This is a genomic window from Mycobacterium sp. IS-3022 (assembly GCF_001500065.1).
Classification (GTDB): Bacteria; Actinomycetota; Actinomycetes; order Mycobacteriales; family Mycobacteriaceae; genus Mycobacterium.
In genome coordinates this window covers 1-23575 of sequence record NZ_LQIN01000013.1, presented here as the reverse complement: position 1 = coordinate 23575, position 23575 = coordinate 1, and the positions used below count along the sequence as shown (strand labels likewise).

21 protein-coding genes are annotated in these 23575 nt (G+C 68.2%); 15 read left to right on the top strand and 6 right to left on the bottom strand.

Annotation, left to right across the window (positions count from 1 at the left end; genetic code table 11):
• Positions 1 to 11 precede the first annotated feature (11 nt).
• From pheS to argH, 10 genes are all read left to right on the top strand, one after another.
• Complete coding sequence (gene pheS, locus AU188_RS11675) at positions 12 to 1055, top strand: phenylalanine--tRNA ligase subunit alpha (RefSeq protein WP_059163882.1); 1044 nt, start codon at positions 12 to 14, stop codon at positions 1053 to 1055.
• Complete coding sequence (pheT, locus tag AU188_RS11670; RefSeq protein WP_059163881.1) at positions 1055 to 3553, top strand: phenylalanine--tRNA ligase subunit beta; 2499 nt, start codon at positions 1055 to 1057, stop codon at positions 3551 to 3553. Before pheS ends, pheT begins: the two co-directional genes overlap by 1 nt.
• 124 nt (positions 3554 to 3677) lie before the next feature.
• Positions 3678 to 4712, top strand: coding sequence for an N-acetyl-gamma-glutamyl-phosphate reductase (gene argC, locus AU188_RS11665; protein WP_059163880.1), 1035 nt, complete (start codon positions 3678 to 3680; stop codon positions 4710 to 4712).
• Positions 4709 to 5947 (top strand): bifunctional glutamate N-acetyltransferase/amino-acid acetyltransferase ArgJ, encoded by a 1239-nt coding sequence (argJ, locus tag AU188_RS11660; protein WP_059163879.1) that lies wholly within the window; start codon positions 4709 to 4711, stop codon positions 5945 to 5947. The genes argC and argJ overlap by 4 nt, the downstream gene beginning before the upstream one ends.
• The gene (argB, locus tag AU188_RS11655; RefSeq protein ID WP_059163878.1) at positions 5944 to 6816 is read left to right on the top strand and encodes an acetylglutamate kinase; all 873 of its coding nucleotides are present in this window, start codon (positions 5944 to 5946) and stop codon (positions 6814 to 6816) included. The genes argJ and argB overlap by 4 nt, the downstream gene beginning before the upstream one ends.
• The gene (locus AU188_RS11650) at positions 6813 to 7985 is read left to right on the top strand and encodes an acetylornithine transaminase (protein WP_082686595.1); all 1173 of its coding nucleotides are present in this window, start codon (positions 6813 to 6815) and stop codon (positions 7983 to 7985) included. The genes argB and AU188_RS11650 overlap by 4 nt, the downstream gene beginning before the upstream one ends.
• Positions 7982 to 8908, top strand: coding sequence for an ornithine carbamoyltransferase (argF, locus tag AU188_RS11645; protein ID WP_059163877.1), 927 nt, complete (start codon positions 7982 to 7984; stop codon positions 8906 to 8908). The genes AU188_RS11650 and argF overlap by 4 nt, the downstream gene beginning before the upstream one ends.
• On the top strand, positions 8905 to 9399 hold the full coding sequence (locus tag AU188_RS11640; RefSeq protein ID WP_059163876.1) for an arginine repressor: 495 nt from the start codon (positions 8905 to 8907) through the stop codon (positions 9397 to 9399). The genes argF and AU188_RS11640 overlap by 4 nt, the downstream gene beginning before the upstream one ends.
• Complete coding sequence (locus AU188_RS11635; RefSeq protein WP_059163875.1) at positions 9399 to 10598, top strand: argininosuccinate synthase; 1200 nt, start codon at positions 9399 to 9401, stop codon at positions 10596 to 10598. Before AU188_RS11640 ends, AU188_RS11635 begins: the two co-directional genes overlap by 1 nt.
• Positions 10599 to 10689: 91 nt before the next feature.
• Positions 10690 to 12102 (top strand): argininosuccinate lyase, encoded by a 1413-nt coding sequence (gene argH / locus AU188_RS11630; RefSeq protein ID WP_059163874.1) that lies wholly within the window; start codon positions 10690 to 10692, stop codon positions 12100 to 12102.
• A gap of 1 nt (position 12103) precedes the next feature.
• Here the strand turns inward: argH and AU188_RS11625 are convergent, their stop codons facing one another.
• Positions 12104 to 12553, bottom strand: a complete 450-nt coding sequence (locus AU188_RS11625; RefSeq protein ID WP_059163873.1) for a TIGR03618 family F420-dependent PPOX class oxidoreductase — start codon at positions 12551 to 12553, stop codon at positions 12104 to 12106.
• A 29-nt stretch (positions 12554 to 12582) separates the two neighbouring features.
• Complete coding sequence (locus AU188_RS11620) at positions 12583 to 14340, bottom strand: ABC-F family ATP-binding cassette domain-containing protein (protein ID WP_059163872.1); 1758 nt, start codon at positions 14338 to 14340, stop codon at positions 12583 to 12585.
• 101 nt (positions 14341 to 14441) lie between these two features.
• On the opposite strand from AU188_RS11620, the gene AU188_RS11615 reads away from it, so the two are divergent.
• From AU188_RS11615 to AU188_RS11605, 3 genes are all read left to right on the top strand, one after another.
• The gene (locus AU188_RS11615) at positions 14442 to 17405 is read left to right on the top strand and encodes an acyl-CoA synthetase (protein ID WP_059163871.1); all 2964 of its coding nucleotides are present in this window, start codon (positions 14442 to 14444) and stop codon (positions 17403 to 17405) included.
• 90 nt (positions 17406 to 17495) lie between these two features.
• Positions 17496 to 18044: a hypothetical protein gene (locus AU188_RS11610; RefSeq protein WP_156426650.1), complete on the top strand. Its 549-nt coding sequence runs from the start codon at positions 17496 to 17498 to the stop codon at positions 18042 to 18044.
• Between the two features lie 6 nt (positions 18045 to 18050).
• Positions 18051 to 18278, top strand: coding sequence for a Trm112 family protein (locus AU188_RS11605; RefSeq protein ID WP_059163870.1), 228 nt, complete (start codon positions 18051 to 18053; stop codon positions 18276 to 18278).
• Here AU188_RS11605 and AU188_RS11600 read toward each other — a convergent pair.
• The 3 genes from AU188_RS11600 to AU188_RS11590 are packed head-to-tail and all read right to left on the bottom strand — an operon-like array spanning position 18261 to position 20406.
• Positions 18261 to 18875: a TetR/AcrR family transcriptional regulator gene (locus AU188_RS11600; RefSeq protein ID WP_059163920.1), complete on the bottom strand. Its 615-nt coding sequence runs from the start codon at positions 18873 to 18875 to the stop codon at positions 18261 to 18263. The two genes, AU188_RS11605 and AU188_RS11600, sit on opposite strands and share 18 nt — an antisense overlap.
• A gap of 5 nt (positions 18876 to 18880) precedes the next feature.
• Positions 18881 to 19708, bottom strand: a complete 828-nt coding sequence (locus AU188_RS11595; protein WP_082686594.1) for an ABC transporter permease — start codon at positions 19706 to 19708, stop codon at positions 18881 to 18883.
• Positions 19633 to 20406, bottom strand: a complete 774-nt coding sequence (locus tag AU188_RS11590) for an ABC transporter ATP-binding protein (RefSeq protein WP_059163869.1) — start codon at positions 20404 to 20406, stop codon at positions 19633 to 19635. Before AU188_RS11590 ends, AU188_RS11595 begins: the two co-directional genes overlap by 76 nt.
• A 58-nt stretch (positions 20407 to 20464) precedes the next feature.
• Here AU188_RS11590 and AU188_RS11585 point away from each other — a divergent pair, with 58 nt between their 5' ends.
• A complete protein-coding gene (locus tag AU188_RS11585; protein ID WP_059163868.1) occupies positions 20465 to 21076 on the top strand; it encodes a DNA-3-methyladenine glycosylase in 612 nt (203 codons plus the stop codon).
• 10 nt (positions 21077 to 21086) lie between these two features.
• On the opposite strand, the gene AU188_RS11580 is transcribed toward AU188_RS11585, so the two are convergent.
• Entirely contained in the window at positions 21087 to 21761 is a 675-nt protein-coding gene (locus tag AU188_RS11580; RefSeq protein ID WP_059163867.1) for a class I SAM-dependent methyltransferase, read from the bottom strand.
• A 190-nt stretch (positions 21762 to 21951) separates the two neighbouring features.
• On the opposite strand from AU188_RS11580, the gene tyrS reads away from it, so the two are divergent.
• The gene (gene tyrS / locus AU188_RS11575; protein ID WP_172799471.1) at positions 21952 to 23214 is read left to right on the top strand and encodes a tyrosine--tRNA ligase; all 1263 of its coding nucleotides are present in this window, start codon (positions 21952 to 21954) and stop codon (positions 23212 to 23214) included.
• Positions 23215 to 23575 lie beyond the last annotated feature (361 nt).

The window sequence follows — 23575 nt, the reverse complement described above, 5'->3', positions numbered from 1 at the left end:
ATGATCGCCGGGTGGCTGACCAGCCCGTAGACCTGTCCGAAGAAGCGCTGACCAAGGCCGTCAGCGCGGCTCGGCATGCGTTCGAGTTGGCGACCGATCTGGATGCGCTCGCGCGGGCGAAAACCGAACATCTCGGTGACCGATCGCCGATCGCCTCGGCGCGCCAGTCGCTCGGAGCGCTGGCCAAGGCCGACCGGGCAGATGCGGGCAAGCGGGTGAACATCGCCCGCGCGGAGGCGCAGCGCGCCTACGACGAACGGTTGGCGACGCTGCGGGCAGAGCGAGACGCCGCGGTGCTGGTGGCCGAGCGCATCGACGTGACGCTGCCGTCGACGCGCCAACCGATCGGCGCGCGCCACCCGATCACGATCCTGGCCGAGCGCATCGCCGACACGTTCGTCGCGATGGGGTGGGAACTGGCCGAAGGTCCGGAGGTCGAGACCGAACAGTTCAACTTCGATGCGCTGAACTTCGCGCCCGACCATCCCGCACGCAGCGAGCAGGACACCTTCCACATCGCCCCCGAGGGCTCGCGGCAGGTGCTGCGCACGCATACCTCACCGGTGCAGATCCGCACGCTGCTCGAGCGCGAGCCGCCGGTGTACATCATCTCGATCGGACGCACGTTCCGGACCGACGAACTCGACGCCACCCACACGCCGGTGTTCCACCAGGTCGAGGGCTTGGCGGTGGACAAGGGTCTGACGATGGCGCACCTGCGCGGCACGTTGGACGCGTTCGCCCGCTCGGAGTTCGGCCCGCAGGGCCGCACCCGGTTTCGGCCGCACTTCTTCCCGTTCACCGAGCCGTCGGCCGAGGTCGACATCTGGTTCGAGAACAAGAAGGGCGGTCCCGGCTGGGTGGAATGGGGCGGCTGCGGCATGGTGCACCCGAACGTGTTGCGCGCCTGCGGAATCGACCCGAACGTGTACTCCGGCTTCGCGTTCGGCATGGGCCTGGAGCGCACACTTCAGTTCCGCAACGGCATTCCGGACATGCGGGACATGGTGGAGGGTGACGTCCGGTTCTCGTTGCCGTTCGGGGTCGGCGCCTGATGCGGCTGCCGTACAGCTGGCTGCGCGAGGTCGTTCGGGCCGGTGCTCCGGATTGGGACGTGGCGCCCGACGAACTCGAGCAGACGTTGATCCGCATCGGCCATGAGGTCGAGGAGGTCATCCCGGTCGGGCCGATCACCGGTCCGCTGACCATCGGCCGGGTCGCCGAGATCGAGGAGCTCACCGAGTTCAAGAAGCCGATCCGTGCGGTCAAGGTGGATGTCGGCGATGCGGATCTGCGCGACATCATCTGCGGTGCAACCAATTTCGTCGTCGGCGATCTGGTCGTGGTGGCGCTGCCCGGCGCGGTGCTTCCGGGCGACTTCAGGATCGCCAGCCGCAAGACCTACGGCCGGACCTCGGACGGCATGATCTGCTCGACGGCCGAGATGAATTTGGGCATCGACCATTCCGGCATCCTGGTGCTGCCGCAGGGTACCGCCGAACCGGGCACGCCGGCCGCCGACGTGCTCGGTCTCGACGACGTCGTGTTCCACCTGGCGATCACACCGGACCGCGGCTACTGCCTCTCGGTGCGCGGCATGGCCCGCGAGATCGCCGCCGCATACGATCTCGACTTCGTCGACCCCGCCGACGTGGCGGCCCTGCCCGCGCAGGGCGAGGCGCTGCCGCTCGCCGTCGAACCGGGCACCGGCGTGCTGCGCTTCGGGTTGCGGCCCGTGACCGGTGTCGATCCGGCCGCGGTGTCGCCGTGGTGGCTGCAGCGACGGCTGCTGTTGTCCGGGATCCGGGCCATTTCGCCCGCGGTCGACGTCACCAACTACGTGATGCTCGAGCTCGGCCATCCGATGCACGCCCACGATCGCGCGCTTGTCTCGGGAGGTTTCCGGGTGCGGTTCGCCGAACCGGGGGAGACGGTGGTGACCCTCGACGACGTCGAACGCCGTCTCGACCCGGCCGATGTGCTGATCGTCGACGACGTCGCCACCGCCGCGATCGGCGGCGTGATGGGTGCAGGCACCACCGAGGTGCGGGATGACACCACCGATGTGTTGCTCGAGGCCGCGGTCTGGGACCCGGCCGCGGTGTCGCGCACCCAACGGCGGCTGCACCTATACAGCGAGGCCGGTCGGCGATACGAACGCACCGTCGACCCGGCGATCTCGGTCGCGGCGCTGGACCGCTGCGCTGCGCTGCTGGCCGAGATCGCCGGTGGCACAATCGAGCCCACATTGACCGACTGGCGCGGCGAGCCGCCGCGGGAAGACTGGTCACTGCCGCCGGTGAGCATGGCGATCGACCTGCCCGACCGTACCGCCGGCGTCGGCTACGCCGCGGGCACCGCCGAGCGGCGGCTCACCCAGATCGGCGCACACGTCACCGTCACAGACGGACGACTGGCCGCCACTCCACCGAGTTGGCGACCCGACTTGCGTCAGCCCGCCGACCTCGTCGAAGAGGTCCTGCGCCTGGAAGACCTGGAGGTCATCCCGTCGGTATTGCCGAACGCGCCCGCCGGACGTGGCCTGACGCCACTGCAGAAGCGCCGCCGCGCGATCGGAAAATCGCTGGGACTCAACGGTTATGTGGAGATCCTGCCCACGCCGTTCCTGCCCGCGGGCGTTTTCGACGACTGGGGCCTGCCGACCGACGATCCGCGTAGGTCGACGACCGACGTGCTCAATCCGCTGGAGTCCGACCGGCCGCAGCTGGCCACCACGCTTCTACCCGGCCTGCTGGAAGCCCTGAGCCGCAACGTGTCTCGCGGTACCCATGACGTGGCGCTGTTCGCGATCCAGCAGGTCGTCGAGCCCACGCCGGAGAACCGCGCCGTCGACCGGATCCCCACCGACCGGCGGCCCAGCGACGACGAGATCGCGGCGCTCGACGTGTCGCTGCCCAGACAGCCTCAGCACGTCGGGGTCGTGCTGGCGGGGCAGCGTGAGCCCGCGGGACCGTGGGGCCCCGGCCGTCAAGTGGAGGCCGGCGATGCCTTCGAGGCGGTCCAGATCATCGCCCGCGCCTCCGGTGTCGATCTGCGGTTACGTCCGGCGCAGCACCTGCCGTGGCACCCCGGCCGATGCGCCGAGGTGGTGCTCGGCGAGCCGGAGACCGGGGTCGTCGTCGGCCACGCCGGTGAACTGCACCCCGCGGTCGTCGAGCGTTCGGGGCTGCCGAAGCGGACCTGCGCCGTCGAACTGGATCTGGGGGCCGTTCCGATCGTCGAGCGGCTTCCCGCCCCGTCGGTGTCGCCGTTTCCGGCCGTGTTCCAGGACATCAGCCTCGTCGTCGAGGAGGAGGTCGCGGCGGCCAGCGTGGTCGACGCCGTCCGGGCCGGAGCGGGACCGCTGCTCGAGGACGTGCGGTTGTTCGACGTCTACACCGGCCCGCAGATCGGTGAGGGCCGCAAGTCGCTCACATTCGCGCTGCGGTTCCGCGCCACTGATCGCACTTTGACCGAGGACGAGGCCAGCGCCGCCCGCGAAGCGGCCGTCCGGGCCGCGGCGGACCGGGTGGGCGCCGAGCAGCGCCGATAACCTCTCCCCGCGAGCAGGCGCAAAGTGCCCCTTTTCACGGCCGCCAAGGGGCAGTTCACTCTGCTCGGCGGATCCAAGGCTAATGGGTTTGCATATGACTGCATAACCATGCAGAATTGCCTGCATGGTTTCAGTGGCGGTGGCCGGCGCCAGCGGGTATGCCGGCGGCGAGATTCTTCGACTCCTGCTCGGCCATCCCGCATACGCCGACGGGCGGCTGACGATCGGGGCACTGACCGCCGCGGCGAGCGCGGGCACGCCGCTGGCCGAGCACCATCCGCATCTGCTGCCGCTGGCCAACCGGGTGTTGGAGGGCACCGACAAGGACGTGTTGAGCGGCCACGACGTGGTCTTCCTGGGACTGCCGCACGGGCATTCGGCGGAGCCGGCCGACCAACTCGGCGCCGACACGCTGATCGTCGACTGCGGCGCTGACTTCCGGCTCACCGACGCCGCGGCGTGGGAGCGGTTCTACGGTTCGGCGCACGCCGGCAGCTGGCCGTACGGTCTGCCGGAGCTGCCGGGCGCCCGCGACCGGTTGCGCGGCGCGAAGCGGATCGCGGTGCCCGGCTGCTATCCGACCGCGGCGCTGTTGGCGCTGTGGCCGGCGATCGCCGAGGACCTCATCGAGCCCGCCGTGACCGTGGTCTCGGTCAGCGGCGCCTCGGGCGCCGGCCGAGCCGTCAAAGCCGACCTGCTCGGCGCCGAGCTGATCGGCTCGGCGCGGGCCTACAACGTCGGCGGCAGGCACAGGCACACGCCGGAAATCGCGCAGGGGCTGCGCGCCGTGACGGACAAGGACGTGACGGTGTCGTTCACGCCCGTGCTGATCCCGACCTCGCGCGGCATTCTGGCCACCTGCACCGCCCGCACCGTCGCGCCGCTGTCAGAGATCCGTGCCGCCTACGAAAAAGCTTACGACGCCGAACCTTTCGTTCATCTGCTCCCGGAGGGACAGCTGCCGAAGACCGGTTCGGTGCTCGGCAGCAACGCGGCCCAGCTGGCCGTCGCCGTGGATGAAGACGCCCAGACGTTCATCGGCATCGCCGCGATCGACAACCTGGTGAAGGGCACCGGCGGCGCCGCGGTGCAGTCGATGAACCTGGCGCTCGGCTGGCCGGAGACCGAAGGGCTTTCGATTGTGGGAGTGGCGCCGTGACGGGCTCTGATGTCGCCGGCCAGGCCGCTGCGGCGACGGAGAGCCGGCTCATCCGCAGCCAAGGGGTGACCGCGCCCGAGGGTTTTCGCGCGACCGGCATCGCCGCGGGCATCAAGGCGTCCGGGGCGTTGGACCTGGCGTTGGTGTTCAACGAGGGGCCGGACTATGCCGCCGCGGGCGTGTTCACCCGCAACCAGGTCAAGGCGGCTCCGGTGCTGTGGAGTCAGCAGGTACTCACCACCGGCCGTCTCCGCGCGGTCATCCTGAACTCCGGCGGCGCCAACGCCTGCACCGGCCCCCAGGGGTTCCAGGACACCCATGCCACCGCCGAGGCCGTGGCCGAAGCGCTGAGCGACTGGGGCACCGAGACGGGTGCGATCGAGGTCGCGGTCTGCTCGACGGGGTTGATCGGCGACCGGCTACCGATGGACAAGGTGCTGCCCGGCGTCGAGGCAGTCGTCCACGAGCTGGCCGGCGGGCTCACCGGCGGCGAGGAAGCCGCGCGGGCCATCATGACCACCGACACCGTGCCCAAACAGGTTGCACTGCACCACGCCGGCAACTGGACCGTCGGCGGAATGGCCAAGGGCGCGGGCATGATCGCTCCGTCGCTGGCCACCATGCTGTGCGTCATCACCACCGACGCGGTAGCCGACTCCGCCGCGCTGGACCAGGCGCTGCGCCGGGCGGCCGCGCGCACCTTCGACCGCCTCGACGTCGACGGCAGTTGCTCGACCAACGACTCGGTGCTCCTGCTGGCCTCCGGCGCGAGCGCGATCAAACCCAGCCAGAGCGAACTCGACGATGCGGTGCTGCGCGTGTGCGACGACCTCTGCGGACAACTGCAGGCCGACGCCGAGGGCGTGACCAAGCGCATCGTCGTCACGGTGACGGGCGCGACGTCTGAGGACGACGCTCTGTTGGGTGCCCGGCTCGTCGCGCGCGACAGCCTGGTGAAGACCGCGCTGTTCGGATCGGACCCCAACTGGGGTCGGGTGCTCGCCGCCATCGGTATGGCCCCGTTCCCCGTGGATCCGGAGCGGATGACCGTGGCGTTCAACGCGATTCCGGTATGGCAGGACGGTGCGCCGCGGCCGGGCGCGCGTGAAGTCGACTTGTCCGGAGAGGACATCGCCGTCACCATCGACCTCGGCGACGGTTCCGGGCAAGCCTCGATCCGCACCACCGACCTGTCGCACGGATACGTCGAAGAGAACTCGGCTTACAGCTCATGACCGTCGAAACCCCGTTCAAGGCACAGGTTCTGGCGGCGGCGCTGCCGTGGCTGAAACAGATGCACGACAAGATCGTCGTGATCAAATACGGCGGCAACGCGATGACCGACGAGGTGCTCAAGACCGCGTTCGCAGCCGACATGGTGTTCCTGCGCAACTGCGGCATCCACCCCGTCGTCGTGCACGGTGGCGGACCGCAGATCAGCGCAATGCTCACGAGGCTCGGTATCCAGGGCGACTTCAAGGGCGGATTCCGCGTCACGACGCCGGAAGTGCTCGACGTCGCGCGGATGGTGCTGTTCGGTCAGGTCGGGCGCGAACTGGTGAACCTGATCAACGCGCACGGGCCCTACGCCGTCGGCGTCACCGGTGAGGACGCGCAGTTGTTCACCGCCGTGCGCCGCGACGTCATGGTCGACGGCGTGGCGACCGACATCGGCCTGGTCGGCGATGTCGAACGCGTCGATCCGAGTGCGTTGATCGACTTGATCGGGGCGGGTCGCATCCCGGTCGTCTCGACGATCGCCCCCGACGTCGACGGCGTCGTGCACAACATCAACGCCGACACCGCGGCCGCCGCGTTGGCCGAGGGTCTCGGCGCGGAGAAGCTGATCATGCTGACCGACGTCGAGGGCCTGTACACCGACTGGCCGGACCGCGACTCACTGGTCAGCGAAATCGACTCGGCGGCACTGACTCAGCTGTTGCCCACGTTGGAAACCGGCATGGTGCCCAAGATGGAAGCCTGCCTGCGGGCCGTCACGGGCGGGGTGCCGAGCGCACACGTGATCGACGGCCGGGTCGAACACTGTGTGCTGGTCGAACTGTTCACCGACGAGGGGACGGGTACGAAGGTGGTGCGCCCGTGACACTGCAGGAACGCTGGCAGGCCGTCATGATGAACAACTACGGCACCCCACCGCTGGCGCTGTCCAGCGGTGACGGCGCCGTGGTGACCGACACGGACGGCAAGTCCTATCTGGACCTGCTCGGCGGCATCGCGGTCAACATCCTCGGTCACCGGCACCCCGCGGTGATCGAGGCCGTCACCCGCCAGCTCAATACGCTCGGACACACCTCGAACCTGTATGCCACCGAACCCGGCATCGCCCTGGCCGAAGCCCTGGTCGGATTGCTCGGCGCCGAGGGCGCCAGGGTCTTCTTCTGCAACTCGGGCACCGAGGCGAACGAGATCGCCTTCAAGATCACCCGGCTCACCGGCCGCACGAAACTCGTTGCGGCGCAGGGAGCTTTCCACGGCCGCACGATGGGCTCGCTCGCCCTGACCGGGCAGCCGTCGAAGCAGGAGCCGTTCGCGCCGCTGCCCGGCGAGGTCAGTCACGTGCCGTACGGCGACGTCGACGAACTTGCCCGCGCTGTCGATCAGGACACCGCCGCGGTGTTCCTCGAACCGATCATGGGCGAGGGCGGTGTCGTGGTCCCGCCGGCGGGCTACCTCGTCGCCGCACGGGAGATCACCGCGCAGCACGGCGCGCTGCTGGTGCTCGACGAGGTGCAGACCGGAATGGGCCGCACCGGCGCGTTTTTCGCCCATCAGCACGACGGCATCACCCCCGACGTCGTGACCCTGGCCAAGGGGCTGGGCGGTGGATTGCCGATCGGCGCGTGCATCGCGACCGGCACCACCGCCGACCTGCTGACCCCGGGGTTGCACGGCAGCACCTTCGGTGGCAACCCGGTCTGCACCGCTGCCGCGCTGGCGGTCCTGCGGGTGCTCGCCGACGAGGACCTGATCGGCCGCGCCGAGGTGCTCGGCAAGACCCTGTCGGCGGGCATCGACGCGCTCGGCCATCCGCTGATCGACCATGTCCGCGGTCGCGGGCTGCTGCTCGGTGTCGTGCTGACCGCGGAATCCGCCAAGGCCGTGGAGGCGGCGGCCCGCGACTCCGGGTTCCTGGTCAACGCCGCGGCGCCGGACGTGATCCGGTTGGCTCCGCCGCTGATCATCACCGAGGCCCAAATCGACGGCTTCCTCACCGCGCTGCCCGCCCTGCTCGACAAAGGCGCCGCGTCATGACCGTGAGGCATTTCCTGCGTGACGATGACCTGAACCCCGGCGAGCAGGCCGAGGTGCTCGCGCTCGCGGCCGAACTCAAGGCGCGGCCGTTCAGCCGCCGCCCGCTGGAGGGCCCGAGTGGGGTGGCCGTCATCTTCGACAAGAACTCCACCCGCACCCGGTTCTCCTTCGAGATCGGCATCGCCCAACTCGGCGGTCACGCCGTTGTCGTCGACGGTCGCAGCACTCAGCTCGGTAGGGACGAGACGTTGGAGGACACCGGGCGGGTGCTCTCGCGTTACGTCAAGGCAGTCGTGTGGCGCACGTTCGCCCAGGACCGGCTGACCGCGATGGCGGCGGGTGCGAGCGTCCCGATCGTCAACGCCCTGTCCGACGAGTTCCACCCGTGCCAGGTGCTCGCGGACCTGCAGACGCTCGCCGAGCGCAAGGGCACGCTGGCCGGCCTGCGGATGTCCTACTTCGGCGACGGCGCCAACAACATGGCGCACTCGCTGATGCTGGGCGGCGTGACGGCGGGCGTGCACGTCACCGTCGCGGCGCCGCCCGGCTTCCAACCGCATCCGGATTTCGTCGACGCAGCGCAGAAGCGTGCATCGGAAACCGGTGCGACGGTCACCGTCACGTCTGACGTGCATGCGGCGGCCGAGGGCGCCGACGTGCTCGTCACCGACACCTGGACGTCGATGGGCCAGGAGAACGACGGCCTGGACCGGGTGGGGCCGTTCCGGCCGTTCCAGGTCAACGCCGACCTGCTGTCCCGCGCGGAGACCAACGCCGTTGTGCTGCACTGCCTTCCGGCGCACCGCGGCGAAGAGATCACCGATGACGTGATCGACGGGCCGCGCAGCGCGGTGTGGGACGAGGCGGAGAACCGGCTGCATGTGCAGAAGGCGTTGCTGGTGTGGCTCTTGGAGCGAACATGACTTCCGCGGCGACCCGAGCCGGCCGGCAGGCTCGCATCGTGGCGATCCTGTCGTCGCAGTCGGTGCACAGCCAGACCGAGCTGGCCACCTTGCTGGCCGAAGAGGGCATCGAGGTCACCCAGGCCACGCTGTCGCGTGACCTGGAGGAACTCGGAGCGGTGAAACTTCGCGGCGCCGACGGCGGCGTCGGCGTATACGTCGTCCCCGAGGACGGCAGCCCGGTACGTGCTGTTTCCGGTGGGACGGAACGGATGTCGCGGCTGCTGGCCGAACTGCTGGTATCGACCGACGCCAGCGGCAACCTGGCGATCCTGCGCACCCCGCCGGGCGCGGCGCACTACCTGGCCAGCGCGATGGACCGCGCGGCACTGCCGTTCGTCGTCGGCACCGTCGCCGGCGATGACACCATCCTGGTCGTCGCGCGTGAGCCGATGACCGGCGCCGAGCTGGCAACCAAACTCGAGAGCATTCGAACGAAGGAGACTTGCTGATGTCCGAACGCGTCATCCTGGCGTATTCCGGCGGCCTGGACACCTCGGTGGCGATCAGCTGGATCGGCAAGGAGACCGGGCGCGAGGTGGTCGCCGTCGCGATCGACCTCGGGCAGGGCGGCGAAGACATGGAGGTCATCCGGCAGCGGGCGCTGGACTGCGGCGCCGTGGAGGCCGTGGTCGTCGACGCCAAGGACGAGTTCGCCGACGAATACTGCCTGCCCGCAATCCAGTCCAACGCCCTGTACATGGACCGCTATCCGCTGGTCTCGGCGCTGAGCCGACCGCTGATCGTCAAGCACCTGGTGACCGCGGCACGTAAGTACGGCGGCGGTATCGTCGCGCACGGGTGCACCGGCAAGGGTAACGACCAGGTCCGCTTCGAGGTCGGATTCGCTTCGCTGGCACCGGATCTCGAAGTGCTGGCGCCGGTGCGCGACTACGCGTGGACGCGGGAGAAGGCGATCGCGTTCGCCGAGGAGAACGCGATCCCGATCAACGTCACCAAGCGTTCACCGTTCTCGATCGACCAGAACGTCTGGGGCCGTGCCGTGGAGACCGGCTTCCTCGAGCACCTGTGGAACGCCCCCACCAAGGACGTCTACGACTACACCGAGGACCCGACGCTCAACTGGAGCACCCCCGACGAAGTGATCGTCGGTTTCGAACGCGGCGTTCCAGTTTCGATCGACGGCCGGCCGGTGAGCGTGCTGCAGGCCATCGAGGAGCTCAACCGTCGCGCCGGCGAGCAGGGCGTCGGCAGGCTCGACGTCGTCGAGGACCGGTTGGTCGGCATCAAGAGCCGCGAGATCTACGAGGCGCCGGGCGCGATGGTGCTGATCACCGCACACACCGAACTCGAGCACGTCACGCTCGAGCGCGAACTCGGCCGGTTCAAGCGCCACACCGACCAGAAGTGGGGCGAGTTGGTCTATGACGGGCTGTGGTACTCGCCGCTGAAAACCGCGCTCGAGTCGTTCGTCGCCACGACCCAGGAACACGTGACCGGCGAGATCCGGATGCTGTTGCACGGTGGGCACATCTCGGTGAACGGACGCCGGAGCCGGGAATCTCTATACGACTTCAACCTCGCGACCTATGACGAGGGCGACACGTTCGACCAGTCCGCAGCCCGGGGTTTCGTGCAGATCCACGGCCTGTCGTCGAGCATCTCAGCGCGACGGGATTTGGACACATGAAAGCCCCACCGCGAGTGACCGTGTTTGCCCCTCGACACGCCGGATTCGGACGTACAAACGTGGTCATTCGCGCCGAAGTGAGTGACCTGATATGAGGACCAATGAAGGGTCGCTGTGGGGCGGACGGTTCTCCGGCGGCCCGTCGGACGCGCTCGCGGCGCTGTCCAAGTCGACGCACTTCGACTGGGTGCTTGCGCCCTACGACATCCGGGCGTCAAAAGCGCACGCTCACGTGCTGTCCAACGCCGGCCTGCTGACCGATGAGCAGCGCGACGGCCTGCTCGCCGGCCTCGACAGCCTGGCCTCCGATGTCGCCGACGGCAGTTTCGCGCCGCTGCCGACCGACGAAGATGTGCACGGCGCGCTGGAACGCGGGCTGATCGACCGGGTCGGCCCGGAACTTGGCGGCCGCCTGAGGGCCGGCCGGTCGCGAAACGACCAGGTGGCCACGCTGTTTCGGATGTGGCTGCGCGACGCGATCAGGCGCGTCGCAGCCGGTGCACTCGAAGTCGTCGATGCGCTGGCGACGCAGGCCGCGGCCCACCCGACCGCGATCATGCCCGGCAAGACGCACCTGCAATCCGCGCAGCCGATACTGCTCGCGCACCACCTGCTCGCACATGCGCACCCGCTGTTGCGCGACGTCGACCGACTGGCCGACTTCGACAAGCGAGCGGCGGTGTCGCCCTACGGTTCCGGCGCACTGGCGGGCTCGTCGCTGGGCCTCGACCCCGATGCGATCGCCGCGGACCTGGGCTTCGACACAGCTGCCGACAATTCGGTCGATGCGACGGCAGCCCGCGACTTCGCGGCCGAGGCCGCATTCGTCTTCTCGATGATCGCGGTCGACCTGTCCCGTCTCGCAGAGGACATCATCCTCTGGAGCACAACGGAATTCGGCTACGTCACGCTGCACGACTCCTGGTCGACCGGCAGCTCGATCATGCCGCAGAAGAAGAACCCCGACATCGCCGAACTGGCTCGCGGCAAGTCCGGCCGCCTGATCGGCAACCTCACCGGACTGTTGGCCACGCTGAAGGCGCAACCGCTGGCTTACAACCGGGACCTTCAGGAGGACAAGGAGCCGGTGTTCGACTCCGTCGCCCAATTGGAGCTGCTGCTGCCGGCCATGGCCGGCCTGGTGGCGACGTTGCGCTTCGACGTCGACCGGATGACCGAACTCGCCCCGCTGGGCTACACATTGGCGACAGACGTCGCCGAGTGGCTGGTGCGCAGGGGAGTGCCGTTTCGGGTCGCGCACGAAGCAGCTGGCGCAGCGGTCCGCGCGGCGGAGGCCCGTGGTGTCGGCCTGGAAGACCTCGAGGACGCCGAACTCGCCTCGATCCACCCTGAACTGACGCCGCAGGTACGTGAGGTGCTCAGCATCGAAGGCTCGGTGAACTCACGTGACGCCCGCGGCGGCACGGCGCCGATTCAGGTCGCCAAGCAACTCGGCGTCGTCCGCGAGACGGCAGAGCGGCTGGGGCGACGTTTGAGGGGATGACCTAGCCGGCGGGGTTGGTGTAGATCCGGCCGGGCCTGATGAGCACCGCGGCGCGACGTTCCTCTGCCATCACCCTGTCGTAGGTGTCCCAGTCGTCGTGTGTTCCACCGGCCGCCTTGAAGACATTGCGCAACAAGGTTTTCAGCCCCGCTTCGTCGACGTCCGGATGCGGGTCGTCAGGACCGATGAGCTGTGCCTCACCCTCGACGGTCGCCCACTGCCAGCCGGCGCGGACCACGATCGTGGCGCGCGGGTCGGTGCGCAGATTGTCCAGCTTGCGGGAGCCGCCGACGGCGACCGCCCCCACCACTTGATCGCCGGTGACCGGGTGCGGCAAGACCCCGGCGTTGACCACCGACGACTGGATACTGCCGTCGCGACGCAGCGTGCTCAGCACACACAGCCCGTGATCGGCGGCAACCAGGTCGGAAAAGGCGGAGACATCGGCCATGACGGGCTCCTTCCCACCGCCCCAGTCAATCACCCGTCCGCGGCGGCAAGCCAGGCTTCTTCGAGAGAATCCTTGCGCGCCTGCAGTTCCTGCAGTTCGGCATTGAGCTCGCCGACGCGGACGTGGTCGGCGGCCGCCTCGGCCATCGCCTCGTGCACCGCTGCGATCCGCGACTCCAGCTTCTCCAACTGACCCTCGATGCGGGCCATCTCCTTGCCGGTGCGCCGCTCCCGCGCCGACGCGGTCTCGCCTTGCGGCGCTTCGACACGTCCGGAAGCCGACGACGGAGACGCCGCGGCCGCGCGGTGTGCCAGGTACTGCTCGATCCCTCCCGGCAACAGGTCGCAGCGGCCGTCGCCGGTCAGCGCATACGTCACGTCAGAGACCCGTTCGAGGAAGTAGCGGTCGTGGGTGACGACGATCAGCGTGCCCGGCCAGCCGTCCAGGTAGTCCTCGATGACGGTCAGCGTGTCGATGTCCAGATCGTTGGTCGGCTCGTCGAGCAGCAACACGTTCGGCTCGTCGAGCAGCAGTCGCAGGAACTGCAGCCGGCGCCGTTCGCCACCGGACAGCTCCGCCACCCGTGCGGTCAGCTTGTCGCCGGTGAAGCCGAAATCGCGTAACAGCGTGTCGGCGCTCACCTCCGCGCCGCCCGCCAATTCCGTGATGCGCCTACGGTTCTCGACGGCATCGAGTACACGCTCGGAGCCGTCGACTTCGGCCAGCGCCTGGCTGAGGTAGCCGATCTTGAGCGTGGCGCCCCGCTTCAGGGTTCCGGCGGTCGGCGCAACTTCACCGGCCAACAACCGCAATACCGTCGTCTTGCCTGTGCCGTTGACGCCGACCAGGCCGATGCGTGCGCCGGGCCCGATCGACCAGTCGACCTTGTCGAGAATCACCTTGTCGCCCGCCTGCAGGCGGACGCGGTGGAGATCGAAGACGTCCTTGCCCAGGCGTGTTGTCGCAAAGCGTTGCAACACAAGGGAATCACGCGGGGGCGGTTCGTTGGCGATCAGATCGTTGGCGGCCTGGATACGAAACTTCGGTTTCGATGTCCGCGCGGGCGGACCGCGGCGCAGCCACGCCAGCTCCTTGCGCATCAGGTTCTGCCTGCGCGCCTCGGCGCCGGCCGCCAGCCGCATCCGCTCGGCGCGGGCAAGCACGTAGGCCGCGTAACCGCCGTCATACCCGTCGATGGTGCCGTCGTGCACCTCCCACGTCCGCGTGCACACCGCATCGAGGAACCAGCGGTCGTGACTCACCACCACCAGCGCCTTGCCCCTGCGTCGATTCAGGTGCTCGGCCAGCCAGCCGATCACCTCGACGTCGAGATGGTTGGTCGGCTCGTCGAGTACGAGCACGTCGTGCCCGGCGATCAGCACTGCCGACAATGCCACCCGGCGCCGCTCACCACCGGACAGCCGACCGACCACTGTGTCGAGCGCGACGTCGGCCAACAGGTGCGAAACGACGTCGCGGGTGTCGGGTTCGGCGGCCCAGACGTGGTCGGCCCTGCCGCCGACGATCACGTCGCGCACCGTGGCGTCGGCGGCGAAGTCGTCGCTCTGCCGCAGATAGCCCACCGACAACCCGGACGTGTGAGTGACCCGGCCGGAATCCGGCTCGCGGGCGAGCGTCAGGATCTGCAACAGCGTGGTCTTACCGTCGCCGTTGCGCCCGACGACGCCGATCGCGTCGCCGTCGTCGATTCCCAGGCTGACCGCATCGAGAAGCGTCCGCGTGCCGTAGCCGACCGTCGCGCGCTCGACGTTGATCAGATTCGCCATCAGCCGCCGATGATAGGTCGGCCCTCTCGGACCCGGCGCTGTGCCATGATGACGTCGGCAAACGCGGGGTAGCGGCATCGGCCTGAAGGGGAGCGTGCGGTGTGGATCTGTCGGCGATAACCAGGCCGGTCGGGCGGTTGGTGGCCACCGCCCAGAACGGGCTGGAGGTGCTGCGCTACGGCGGCCTGGAAACCGGTGCCGTGCCCTCGCCGTTCCAGATCATCCAGAGCGTCCCGATGTACCGGCTGCGGCGCTACTTCCCGCCCGACACCAGGCCGGGCGCCAAACCGCCCGGACCACCCGTGCTGATGGTCCATCCGATGATGATGTCGGCCGACATGTGGGACGTCACCCGCGAGGACGGCGCCGTGGGAATCCTGCACAAGGCAGGCATCGACCCGTGGGTCATCGACTTCGGCGCACCAGACAAGGTCGAGGGCGGAATGGAGCGCACGCTCGCCGACCACGTGGTCGCACTCAGCGAGGCCATCGACACCGTCAAAGAGGTGACGGGCCGCGACGTCCACCTCGCCGGCTACTCGCAGGGCGGCATGTTCGCCTACCAGGTCGGGGCCTACCGCCGGTCGAAGGACCTCGCGAGCATCATCGCGTTCGGCTCGCCGGTCGACACCCTGGCCGCGCTGCCGATGAACATGCCGGCCAGCATCGCGCCCGCGGCAGCGGACTTCATGGCCGATCACGTCTTCAGCCGGATTGACATCCCGGGATGGCTCGCGCGTACGGGCTTTCAGATGCTCGACCCGATCAAGACCGCGCAGTCGCGCATCGACTTCCTGCGCCAGTTGCATGACCGCGAGGCGTTGCTGCCGCGCGAGCAGCAGCGTCGCTTCCTGGCTTCCGAAGGTTGGATCGCGTGGTCCGGACCCGCGATCGCCGAACTGCTCAAACAGTTCATCGCGCACAACCGGATGATGAGCGGCGGCTTCTCCATCCACGGTGACCTGGTCACGCTCTCCGACATCGACTGCCCCGTGCTGGCGGTGATCGGCGAGGTCGACGACATCGGCCAGCCCGCCTCGGTGCGCGGCATCAAACGCGCCGCCCCCAGGGCTGATGTTTACGAATACCTCATCCGCTCAGGGCATTTCGGGCTCGTCGTCGGGTCGAAGGCGGCCAGCCAGACATGGCCGACCGTCGCGCAGTGGGTCAAGTGGCTCGACGGCACCGGCGACCGGCCCGAGGGCGTCAACCCGATGGCCCTGCAGCAGGCCGAACCCAACGAGACGGGTGTGTCGTTCAGCTCGCGGGTCGCGCACAGCACCGCCGCTGCCACCGAGATGGCATGGAGCCTCGCCCGCTCGGCGGCCGATGCGGTCGTGACCGCCAACAAATCCGCCCGGGCGTTGGCCGTCGAGACGGCCCGGACCCTGCCTCGCCTGGCCCGGCTCGGCCAGATCAACGAGCACACCCGCATCTCGTTCGGCCGGATCCTGTCCGAGCAGGCCCGCGACCTTCCCGGCGGCGACTGCCTGCTGTTCGACGGCCGAGTCCACACCTACGAAGCCGTGGACCGTCGCATCAACAACGTCGTCCGCGGTCTCATCGAGGTCGGGGTGCGCCAGGGTGCGCACGTCGGCGTGCTGATGGAGACCCGCCCCAGCGCGCTGGTGGCGATCGCGGCGCTGTCGCGGCTCGGTGCGGTCGCGGTGCTGATGCCGCCCGATGTCGACCTGCCCACCGCTGCGCGGCTCGGTTCGGTGTCGGACATCATCGCCGACCCGAGCAACCTCGACGCCGCCCGGCAACTCGACATGCGCGTGCTGGTGCTCGGCGGCGGTGAGTCCCGCGACCTGGACGTCCCCGGCGACGCCGACGTCATCGACATGGAGAAGATCGACCCCGACGCCGTCGATCTGCCCGGCTGGTACCGACCGAATCCGGGCCTTGCCCGAGACCTTGCGTTCGTCGGCTTCAGTTCGATCGGCGGCGAACTGGTCGCCAGGCAGATCACCAACGCCCGCTGGGCGATCTCGGCGTTCGGCACCGCGTCGGCGGCCAACCTCAGTCGCAGCGACACCGTCTACTGCCTGACCTCGCTGCACCATCAGTCCGGGTTGCTGGTTGCGCTGGGCGGCGCCGCCGTCGGCGGTTCGCGGATCGCGCTGTCGCGCGGGTTGCAGCCCGACCGGTTCGTCAAGGAGATCCGCCAGTACGGCGTCACCGTGGTGACCTACACGTGGGCGATGCTGCGCGAGGTCATCGATGATCCGTCGTTCTCCCTGCACGGCAGTCACCCGGTGCGGCTGTTCATCGGTTCGGGTATGCCGACCGGGCTGTGGAAGCGCGTGGTCGATGTCTTCAAGCCGGCACACGTTGTCGAGTTCTTCGCGACCACCGACGGACAAGCCGTGCTCGCCAACGTGTCCGGTGCGAAGATCGGCAGTAAGGGCCGTCCGCTTCCGGGTGGTCGGGACCTCGAGCTGGCGGCCTACGACCCCGAAGAAGACCTGATCCTGGAGGACGAGCGGGGGTTCGTACGCCGGGCCGAGGCCAACGAGGTCGGCGTGCTGATCGCCCGCCCGCGGGGACCTGTCGATCCGACTTCCCCGGTGAAACGGGGCGTCTTCGCGCCCGCGGACACCTGGGTGTCGACGGAGTACCTGTTCCGCCGCGACACCGACGGCGACTACTGGCTCGTCGACAACCGCGGCGCGGTTATCCACACCGGACGCGGATGCGTGTTCGCATCGACGGTCAACGACGCCGTCGGCTGCCTCGGCGCGGTCGACCTCGCCGTCACCTACGGGGTGCAGACCAAGGATCGCCAGCTCGCCGTCACCGCGCTGGCCCTGTGCCCGGGCGGCAGCATCCCGTCCGCGGACCTGTCCGAGGCGATGGCCGAGCTGCCGGTGGGCGACCCGCCCGACATCGTTCACGTGGTGCCGAAGATGGCGTTCAGCGCGTCGTACCGCCCGCTGGTCAGCCCGCTGCGCGCGGAAGGCATTCCGAAACCGTCGCGTAACGCCTGGTATCTGGACCCCGATACGAATCGGTACAAGCGGTTGACCGTCGCGGTGCGCGCCGAGCTCGCCGGCGGCCAATAGCACGACCTGCCGCGAGGCCCGGGCGCTGTTACGCTCCCGCTGGCGGCAGGTCGCCGGACCGGGCAGCCGCGCCACCGAGCTGGAGGATTGATGACATCGCGAACCGGTACGCAGCGCGACGTCGGGCGTCGCCTCGTTCTGGGCACTCTCGCCGGTGGCGTGCTGGCCGCCGGCCTGCTGACCGGTGTCGCATTGCCGACCGCGGCAGCGCAGCCCGCGGAACCGACCGTCGAGACCGAGGCCCCTGAGCCCCAAGCCGAGGGACCGCCGACTCCCTGCACCGGCGAGGACTGCAAGAAAGACGACGAGGCGGCAGCGCCCAAGGTGAACGCCGACCAGGTGCTTTCCGTCATTCACGAGGAGTACCGGCAGGGCGACGGCGGCGGTCAGATCTCCAAGCTGATCGACGACGCGGTGAAGCTGCGCCAGCAGGGTTACCGCCCGTCGAACGCGAACGCAGCGGCGCTGGCGGACGCGCTCGAGCATCGGCCGAACCAGACGCCGCTCGTCGAAGCGCTCAAGGAGACCATCGCCTATCAGCGCAAGCTGCAGGCGCGGGCCGCCCAAGCCGTGGTGGACGACGGACCTGTCGCCGGCCCGGTGCCCGTCATTCCCGGCATGACCGTCCCGGGCGGCTGATCCGCCGTGGCGCTCGACGCGAAACTTCTCGAAATCCTGGTCTGCCCGCAGGACCGGGGACCGCTGCTGCTCGTCGACCCCGATCAGCCGGAATACCTCTACAACCCGCGGCTGCGCCGGGCATACCGCATCGACAACGGCATCCCGGTGCTGTTGACCGACGAGGCCGTCGCCGTCACCGACGAGGTCGAGCACCAGCGGATGGTGGACCGTGCGTCAGGAGAGGCCGGGTAGCTCTCCGGTGAGGTAGCGCTGCAGGTTCGGCGCGATGGTCTTCGCGATCTGCTCCACCGGCAGGGATCTGAACGGGTCGAGTTCGAGGATGTAGCGGGCCATCACCACGCCCACCAATTGCGAGGCGACGAATTGCACGCGGATCGGTCCGCTACCGGGCGGGTCGTCGACGCGCGAGCCGACCTCTTTGACGATCACCTCCTGCAGGAATGTCCGGAACAACGACGAATCGTTGCCCGCGAGCATCGATCGCAGCGTCGCGATGAAACCCTTGCCCATTTCGGAATCCCACAGCGGCAGCAGAAGTGAGGGCAGTACGCGGCCGATCTCCTCCACCGGAACCTGCCGCAGCGGGCCGATGACCTGCATCGGGTCGATCGGGATGTGGATCGCGGCGGCGAACAACTGGGTCTTCGTCCCGAAGTAGTGGTGCACCAACGCGGGATCGACCTCCGCCGCCGCGGCGATCGCGCGGATCGACGTCTTGTCGATACCGTTGCGAGCGAACAACTCCCGCGCGCTCGACAGAATGCGTTCCCGGGTGTCCGACGGTCCGGGCGGCCGGCCGGGGCGTTTGCGCTCAGCATTGGTGGTCAACGTCGTCACGGTGTCCTTCGTCGTAGCGTGGCCGCCGCAAGGCACAGCGCCAGAACCGCGAAGCCGATCACCACCGCCATGTCTCGCACCGCGATGAATGTCGGCTCCGAATAGGCGCCGACCTGTCGCAGCGCCTCCAGAGCGTAGCTTGCAGGCAGCACGTTGCTGATCCACTGCAGCCAGTCCGGCAGCACGTCGCGCGGCACGATGATTCCGCACAGCAGAAGCTGCGGGACGATCACCACGGGCATGAACTGCACGGCCTGAAATTCGGTGCGTGCGAACGCGCTACACAGCAGACCCAGACCGACCCCGAGTACGGCGTTGATGATCGCGATCGTGAAAACCCACACCGGGCTGCCTTCGGTACGGAATCCGAGGAAAGCGTACGAGACGATGCACGCGAGCGTCGCCTGCGCGGCAGCGGCAATCGAGAACGCCGTGCCGTACGCGGCGAGCAGGTCGGTGCGGCGCAGGGGAGTGGTCAGAATCCGTTCCAACGTGCCCGAAACCCGTTCGCGCTGCATGGTGATCGACGTGATCAGAAACATCACCACGAGCGGGAACACGCCGAGCATGATCAAGCAGGCGTTGTTGAACGGAGACGGTGTTCCGGGCGGGTGCGGAGCATCCTCGAACATGAAGTAGAGCAACGTGATGATCAGGCTGGGCACGACGAGGATCATCGCGACGCTGCGGTGATCGGCCGCCAGTTGGCGCAGGATGCGGCCGGTGGTGGCGAGATATGCCTGGGGACTCAACCTGCTTCGGCTGCGGCGGCCGCGGTGCTGTGCCTGATGACGGACAGAAACGCTTCCTCCAGTGACTGACATTTCGTGTCCTCTCGTAGCTTCGTCGGTGTGGTGTGGGTGAGCAGGCGACCTTCGCGCATCAGCAACAACTCACCGCAGTGATCGGCCTCGTCCATCACATGGCTGGACACCAGAAGCGTCGTCCCCTGACCCGCCAAGCGGTGGAACTGCTCCCACAGGTCCACCCGCAGTACCGGGTCCAGGCCGACTGTCGGTTCATCGAGGACGAGCAGATCCGGGTGTGAGACGAGGGCGCACGCCAACGAGGCGCGGGTCTTCTGGCCGCCGGACAGATTGGCGCACACCGCGGTTCGATGGTCGTCGAGCCCGACGGCGGCGACGGCCTCATCGGCGGCCTCAGCGTCGGTCCCGTACAGCGAGGCGAAGTAACGAACATTGTCGATCACTCGTAGGTCGTCGTAGACCGTGGGATCCTGCGTGACGTAACCGACCCGGTGCCGCAGGTCCGCCGATCCGGCGGGCCTGCCCAGCACCGTCACCGAACCACTGGTGATGATCTGCGTGCCGACGATGCTGCGCATCAGCGTGGTCTTGCCACATCCCGAAGGGCCGAGCAGGCCGGTGATCGTGCCCTGCGCGATCCGCACGGTGATGTCGTCGAGAGCCAGGCGCTTACCGCGGACGACCCGCAGATTTGAGATGTCGACGGCCGGCGCGGGCGTTGACCCGGGGAATTCATCACGCGATGAAGTCATCATGCGATGAATACTGCGCCCGCTCGTCGGGCCTGTCAAGGGCACCGGCAGAATCGCTTCGGTGAGCGCCGAGTTGCTGTCCACGGATCCCTTGACCGCGGCGCGGCGGCTGCTCGGCGCGACGTTGTCCGGGCGGGGGGTGAGCGCGATGATCGTCGAGGTCGAGGCGTACGGCGGGCCGGCCGACGGCCCGTGGCCCGACGCGGCGGCCCACTCCTTCCGCGGGCCGGGACCGCGTAACTCCGTGATGTTCGGACCGGCCGGGCGCCTCTACACCTATCGCAGTCACGGAATCCATGTGTGCGCCAACATCGTGTGCGCCACCGACGGCGTCGCGGGGGCCGTGCTGCTCAGGGCCGCGGCGATTGAAGCGGGCCTGGATGCGGCGCTCGCGCGGCGCGGGGAGCTGGTTCGACCGGTCGCCCTGGCGAGGGGGCCGGGCAACCTGTGCTCGGCTCTGGGAATCACGATGGAGGACAACGGGATTGATGTGTTCGCCAAGAAGAGCCCGATCAGGCTGACGCTCGGCGAGCAGCACGCCGCCGAGGAGGGTCCGCGGGTCGGTGTGAGCAAGGCCGCCGATCGGCCCTGGCGGCTGTGGCTCGCCGGGCGTCCGGAGGTGTCGATGTACCGGCGCAGTCCGCGTGCTCCGATGCCGGGTGAGAGCGACTAAGGGCGAGACGTCATGCAGCCATGCGCGGATGGGTGGCGGTGAAAAGCGCGACAGTCCCGACCATCGTCGTCGTGAACTTCTCGAAGTAGGCGCCGAGGGCCTTCTGCAGGCCGGCGAGGTCGTCTGTGTCGTTATGGAAGGTGCCGGATGCGTTGAATCGGTTCATCGTTCGCCGACCCAACAGGTTGTGGCGAACGCCTACACCCAGGATCGTGGAGCCGAAGAACACGCCATCGGGCGCGAGAGCGTTGGCGACGTTTTCGATCGCCAAGGATTTGCCTTCCCAGTCACCAGGAATGCAATGGAGCACATAGTTGGCGGCGATGGAGTCGAATTTCTCCTGCGTAGGGATCGGAGAAAAGACATCCGAACGCAGCAGCCTCGGCGACAGCTTGCGCAGGCGCTTGCCCGCCGTCGCGAGGCTGTCGGGGCTCAGATCGAGCAGTGTGAGCTTGGGGTCGCGGCAGGGAAACGTGGTGTGCTGCAGGTACCACCCCGTGCCCGGCCCGATGTCGAGGTGGTTGCAGCGGATGTGCTCGTCGTAGTGCTGGAGAAGTCGGCCCCGGGGGCAACGCCACAGCCATCGGTTGTTGAACATCAATACGTAGAGGTTGTAGATGAGGAGCCCCCGCACGTTGTAAAACGCCGCTCCTTTGCGAACCTCCAGTGGATCGGGCGCTGTCATACGGTGTTCGACTCTCCCTCACAGCAGCGTTCGCGCTGCGCCATGCTATCGACCGAATGTGCGGATCAGGACGCGGCGCGCTTGCCGCGGCGGCCGCTTGTCCTGGTCACCGCCTGCGGGCGAACCGGATGCGGCCGATCGGCCGCGGTACGGGAAGATCGACACCGTGACGTCTAAGGGCACCCCGGACATCCTCGACGAGCTGCGGTGGCGCGGTTTGATCGCGCAGTCCACCGACGAGGACGCGCTCGCGGCGGCATTGGCCGGCGGACCTTTGACCCTGTATTCGGGTTTCGACCCGACCGCTCCCAGCCTGCACGCGGGCCACCTCATCCCGCTGCTGACGCTGCGCCGCTTTCAGCAGGCCGGGCATCGACCGATTGTGCTCGCCGGCGGCGCCACCGGCATGATCGGCGACCCCCGCGATACCGGCGAACGCACGCTGAACACCGCGGACACCGTGGCGGACTGGGCCGACCGCATTCGCGGTCAACTCGAGCGTTTTGTCGAGTTCGACGGTTCCCCGACGGGCGCGGTGGTGGAGAACAACCTGTCCTGGACGGGGCCGCTGTCGGCGATCGAGTTCCTGCGCGACGTCGGAAAGCACTTCTCGGTAAACGTGATGCTCGACCGTGACACGGTTCGGCGCCGACTCGAGGGGGAGGGCATCTCCTACACCGAGTTCAGCTACATGCTGCTGCAGGCCAACGATTATGTGGAATTGCACCGGCGCTACGACTGCACGTTGCAGATCGGCGGCTCCGACCAGTGGGGCAACATCATCGCCGGCGTGAGGTTGGTCCGCCAGAAGGACGGGACGACGGTGCACGCCCTGACGACTCCGTTGGTGACCGACTCCGAAGGCAAGAAGTTCGGCAAGTCGACCGGCGGCGGGAGCCTATGGCTGGACCCCGAGATGACCAGCCCGTACGCCTGGTACCAGTACTTCATCAACACCGCGGACGCTGACGTCATCCGTTATCTACGCTGGTTTACTTTTCTGGCCCCCGCTGAGCTCGCCGAGCTCGAGGAGGCGACGACGGAACGAGCGCACGAACGTGCCGCGCAGCGTCGACTGGCCCGCGAGCTCACCACGCTCGTACACGGTGAGGCGGCGACGCGCTCGGTCGAGCACGCCAGCCAGGCCCTCTTCGGTCGCGGTGAGCTCGCTGAACTCGACGAACCCACGCTGGGCGCCGCCCTGCGCGAGGCCGCGGTCGCTCGGCTCGAACCAGGGCAGCCGGACTCGATCACCGACCTCCTGGTGGTCAGTGGGCTCTCCGCGAGCAAGGGGGCCGCCAGGCGGACGATCGCCGAGGGCGGTGTCTACGTCAACAACGCCAGGGTCGACAGCGAGGAGTGGGTTCCGCAGCCCGCCGATTTTCTCCACGGCCGCTGGCTCGTGCTGCGCCGCGGTAAGCGCAACATCGCAGGCATCGAACGGGTCGCGTGAATTCTCAACCGAGACGGGAACAACGAAGCGGGCCGGGGCGTTAGACCCTCTGGTTGGAGTCAACGCACCTCGGTGCGCGCGACAGGTGTCGAGTTGAAATACCCCTTCTATCAGGCCATTTGACTCCTAGTTTTCCCTCACGTACCTTGTTGATTCGTCGCTGCGACACGGGCCAAGCCCGAAGAGCGCGGCGGTTCCCAGAGGGAAATCCCACTTCGGTGGGTTCCTGAGCGTCCGCACTACGAGTACGCGGCTTCAAAGCCGCGGGCTAGTCGCGCGGCCGTGCGGGTGTGTTGTTTGAGAACTCAATAGTGTGTTTGGTGGTTTTTGTTTGTTGTTGTTTTTTGCCTGCCTCTTTTTC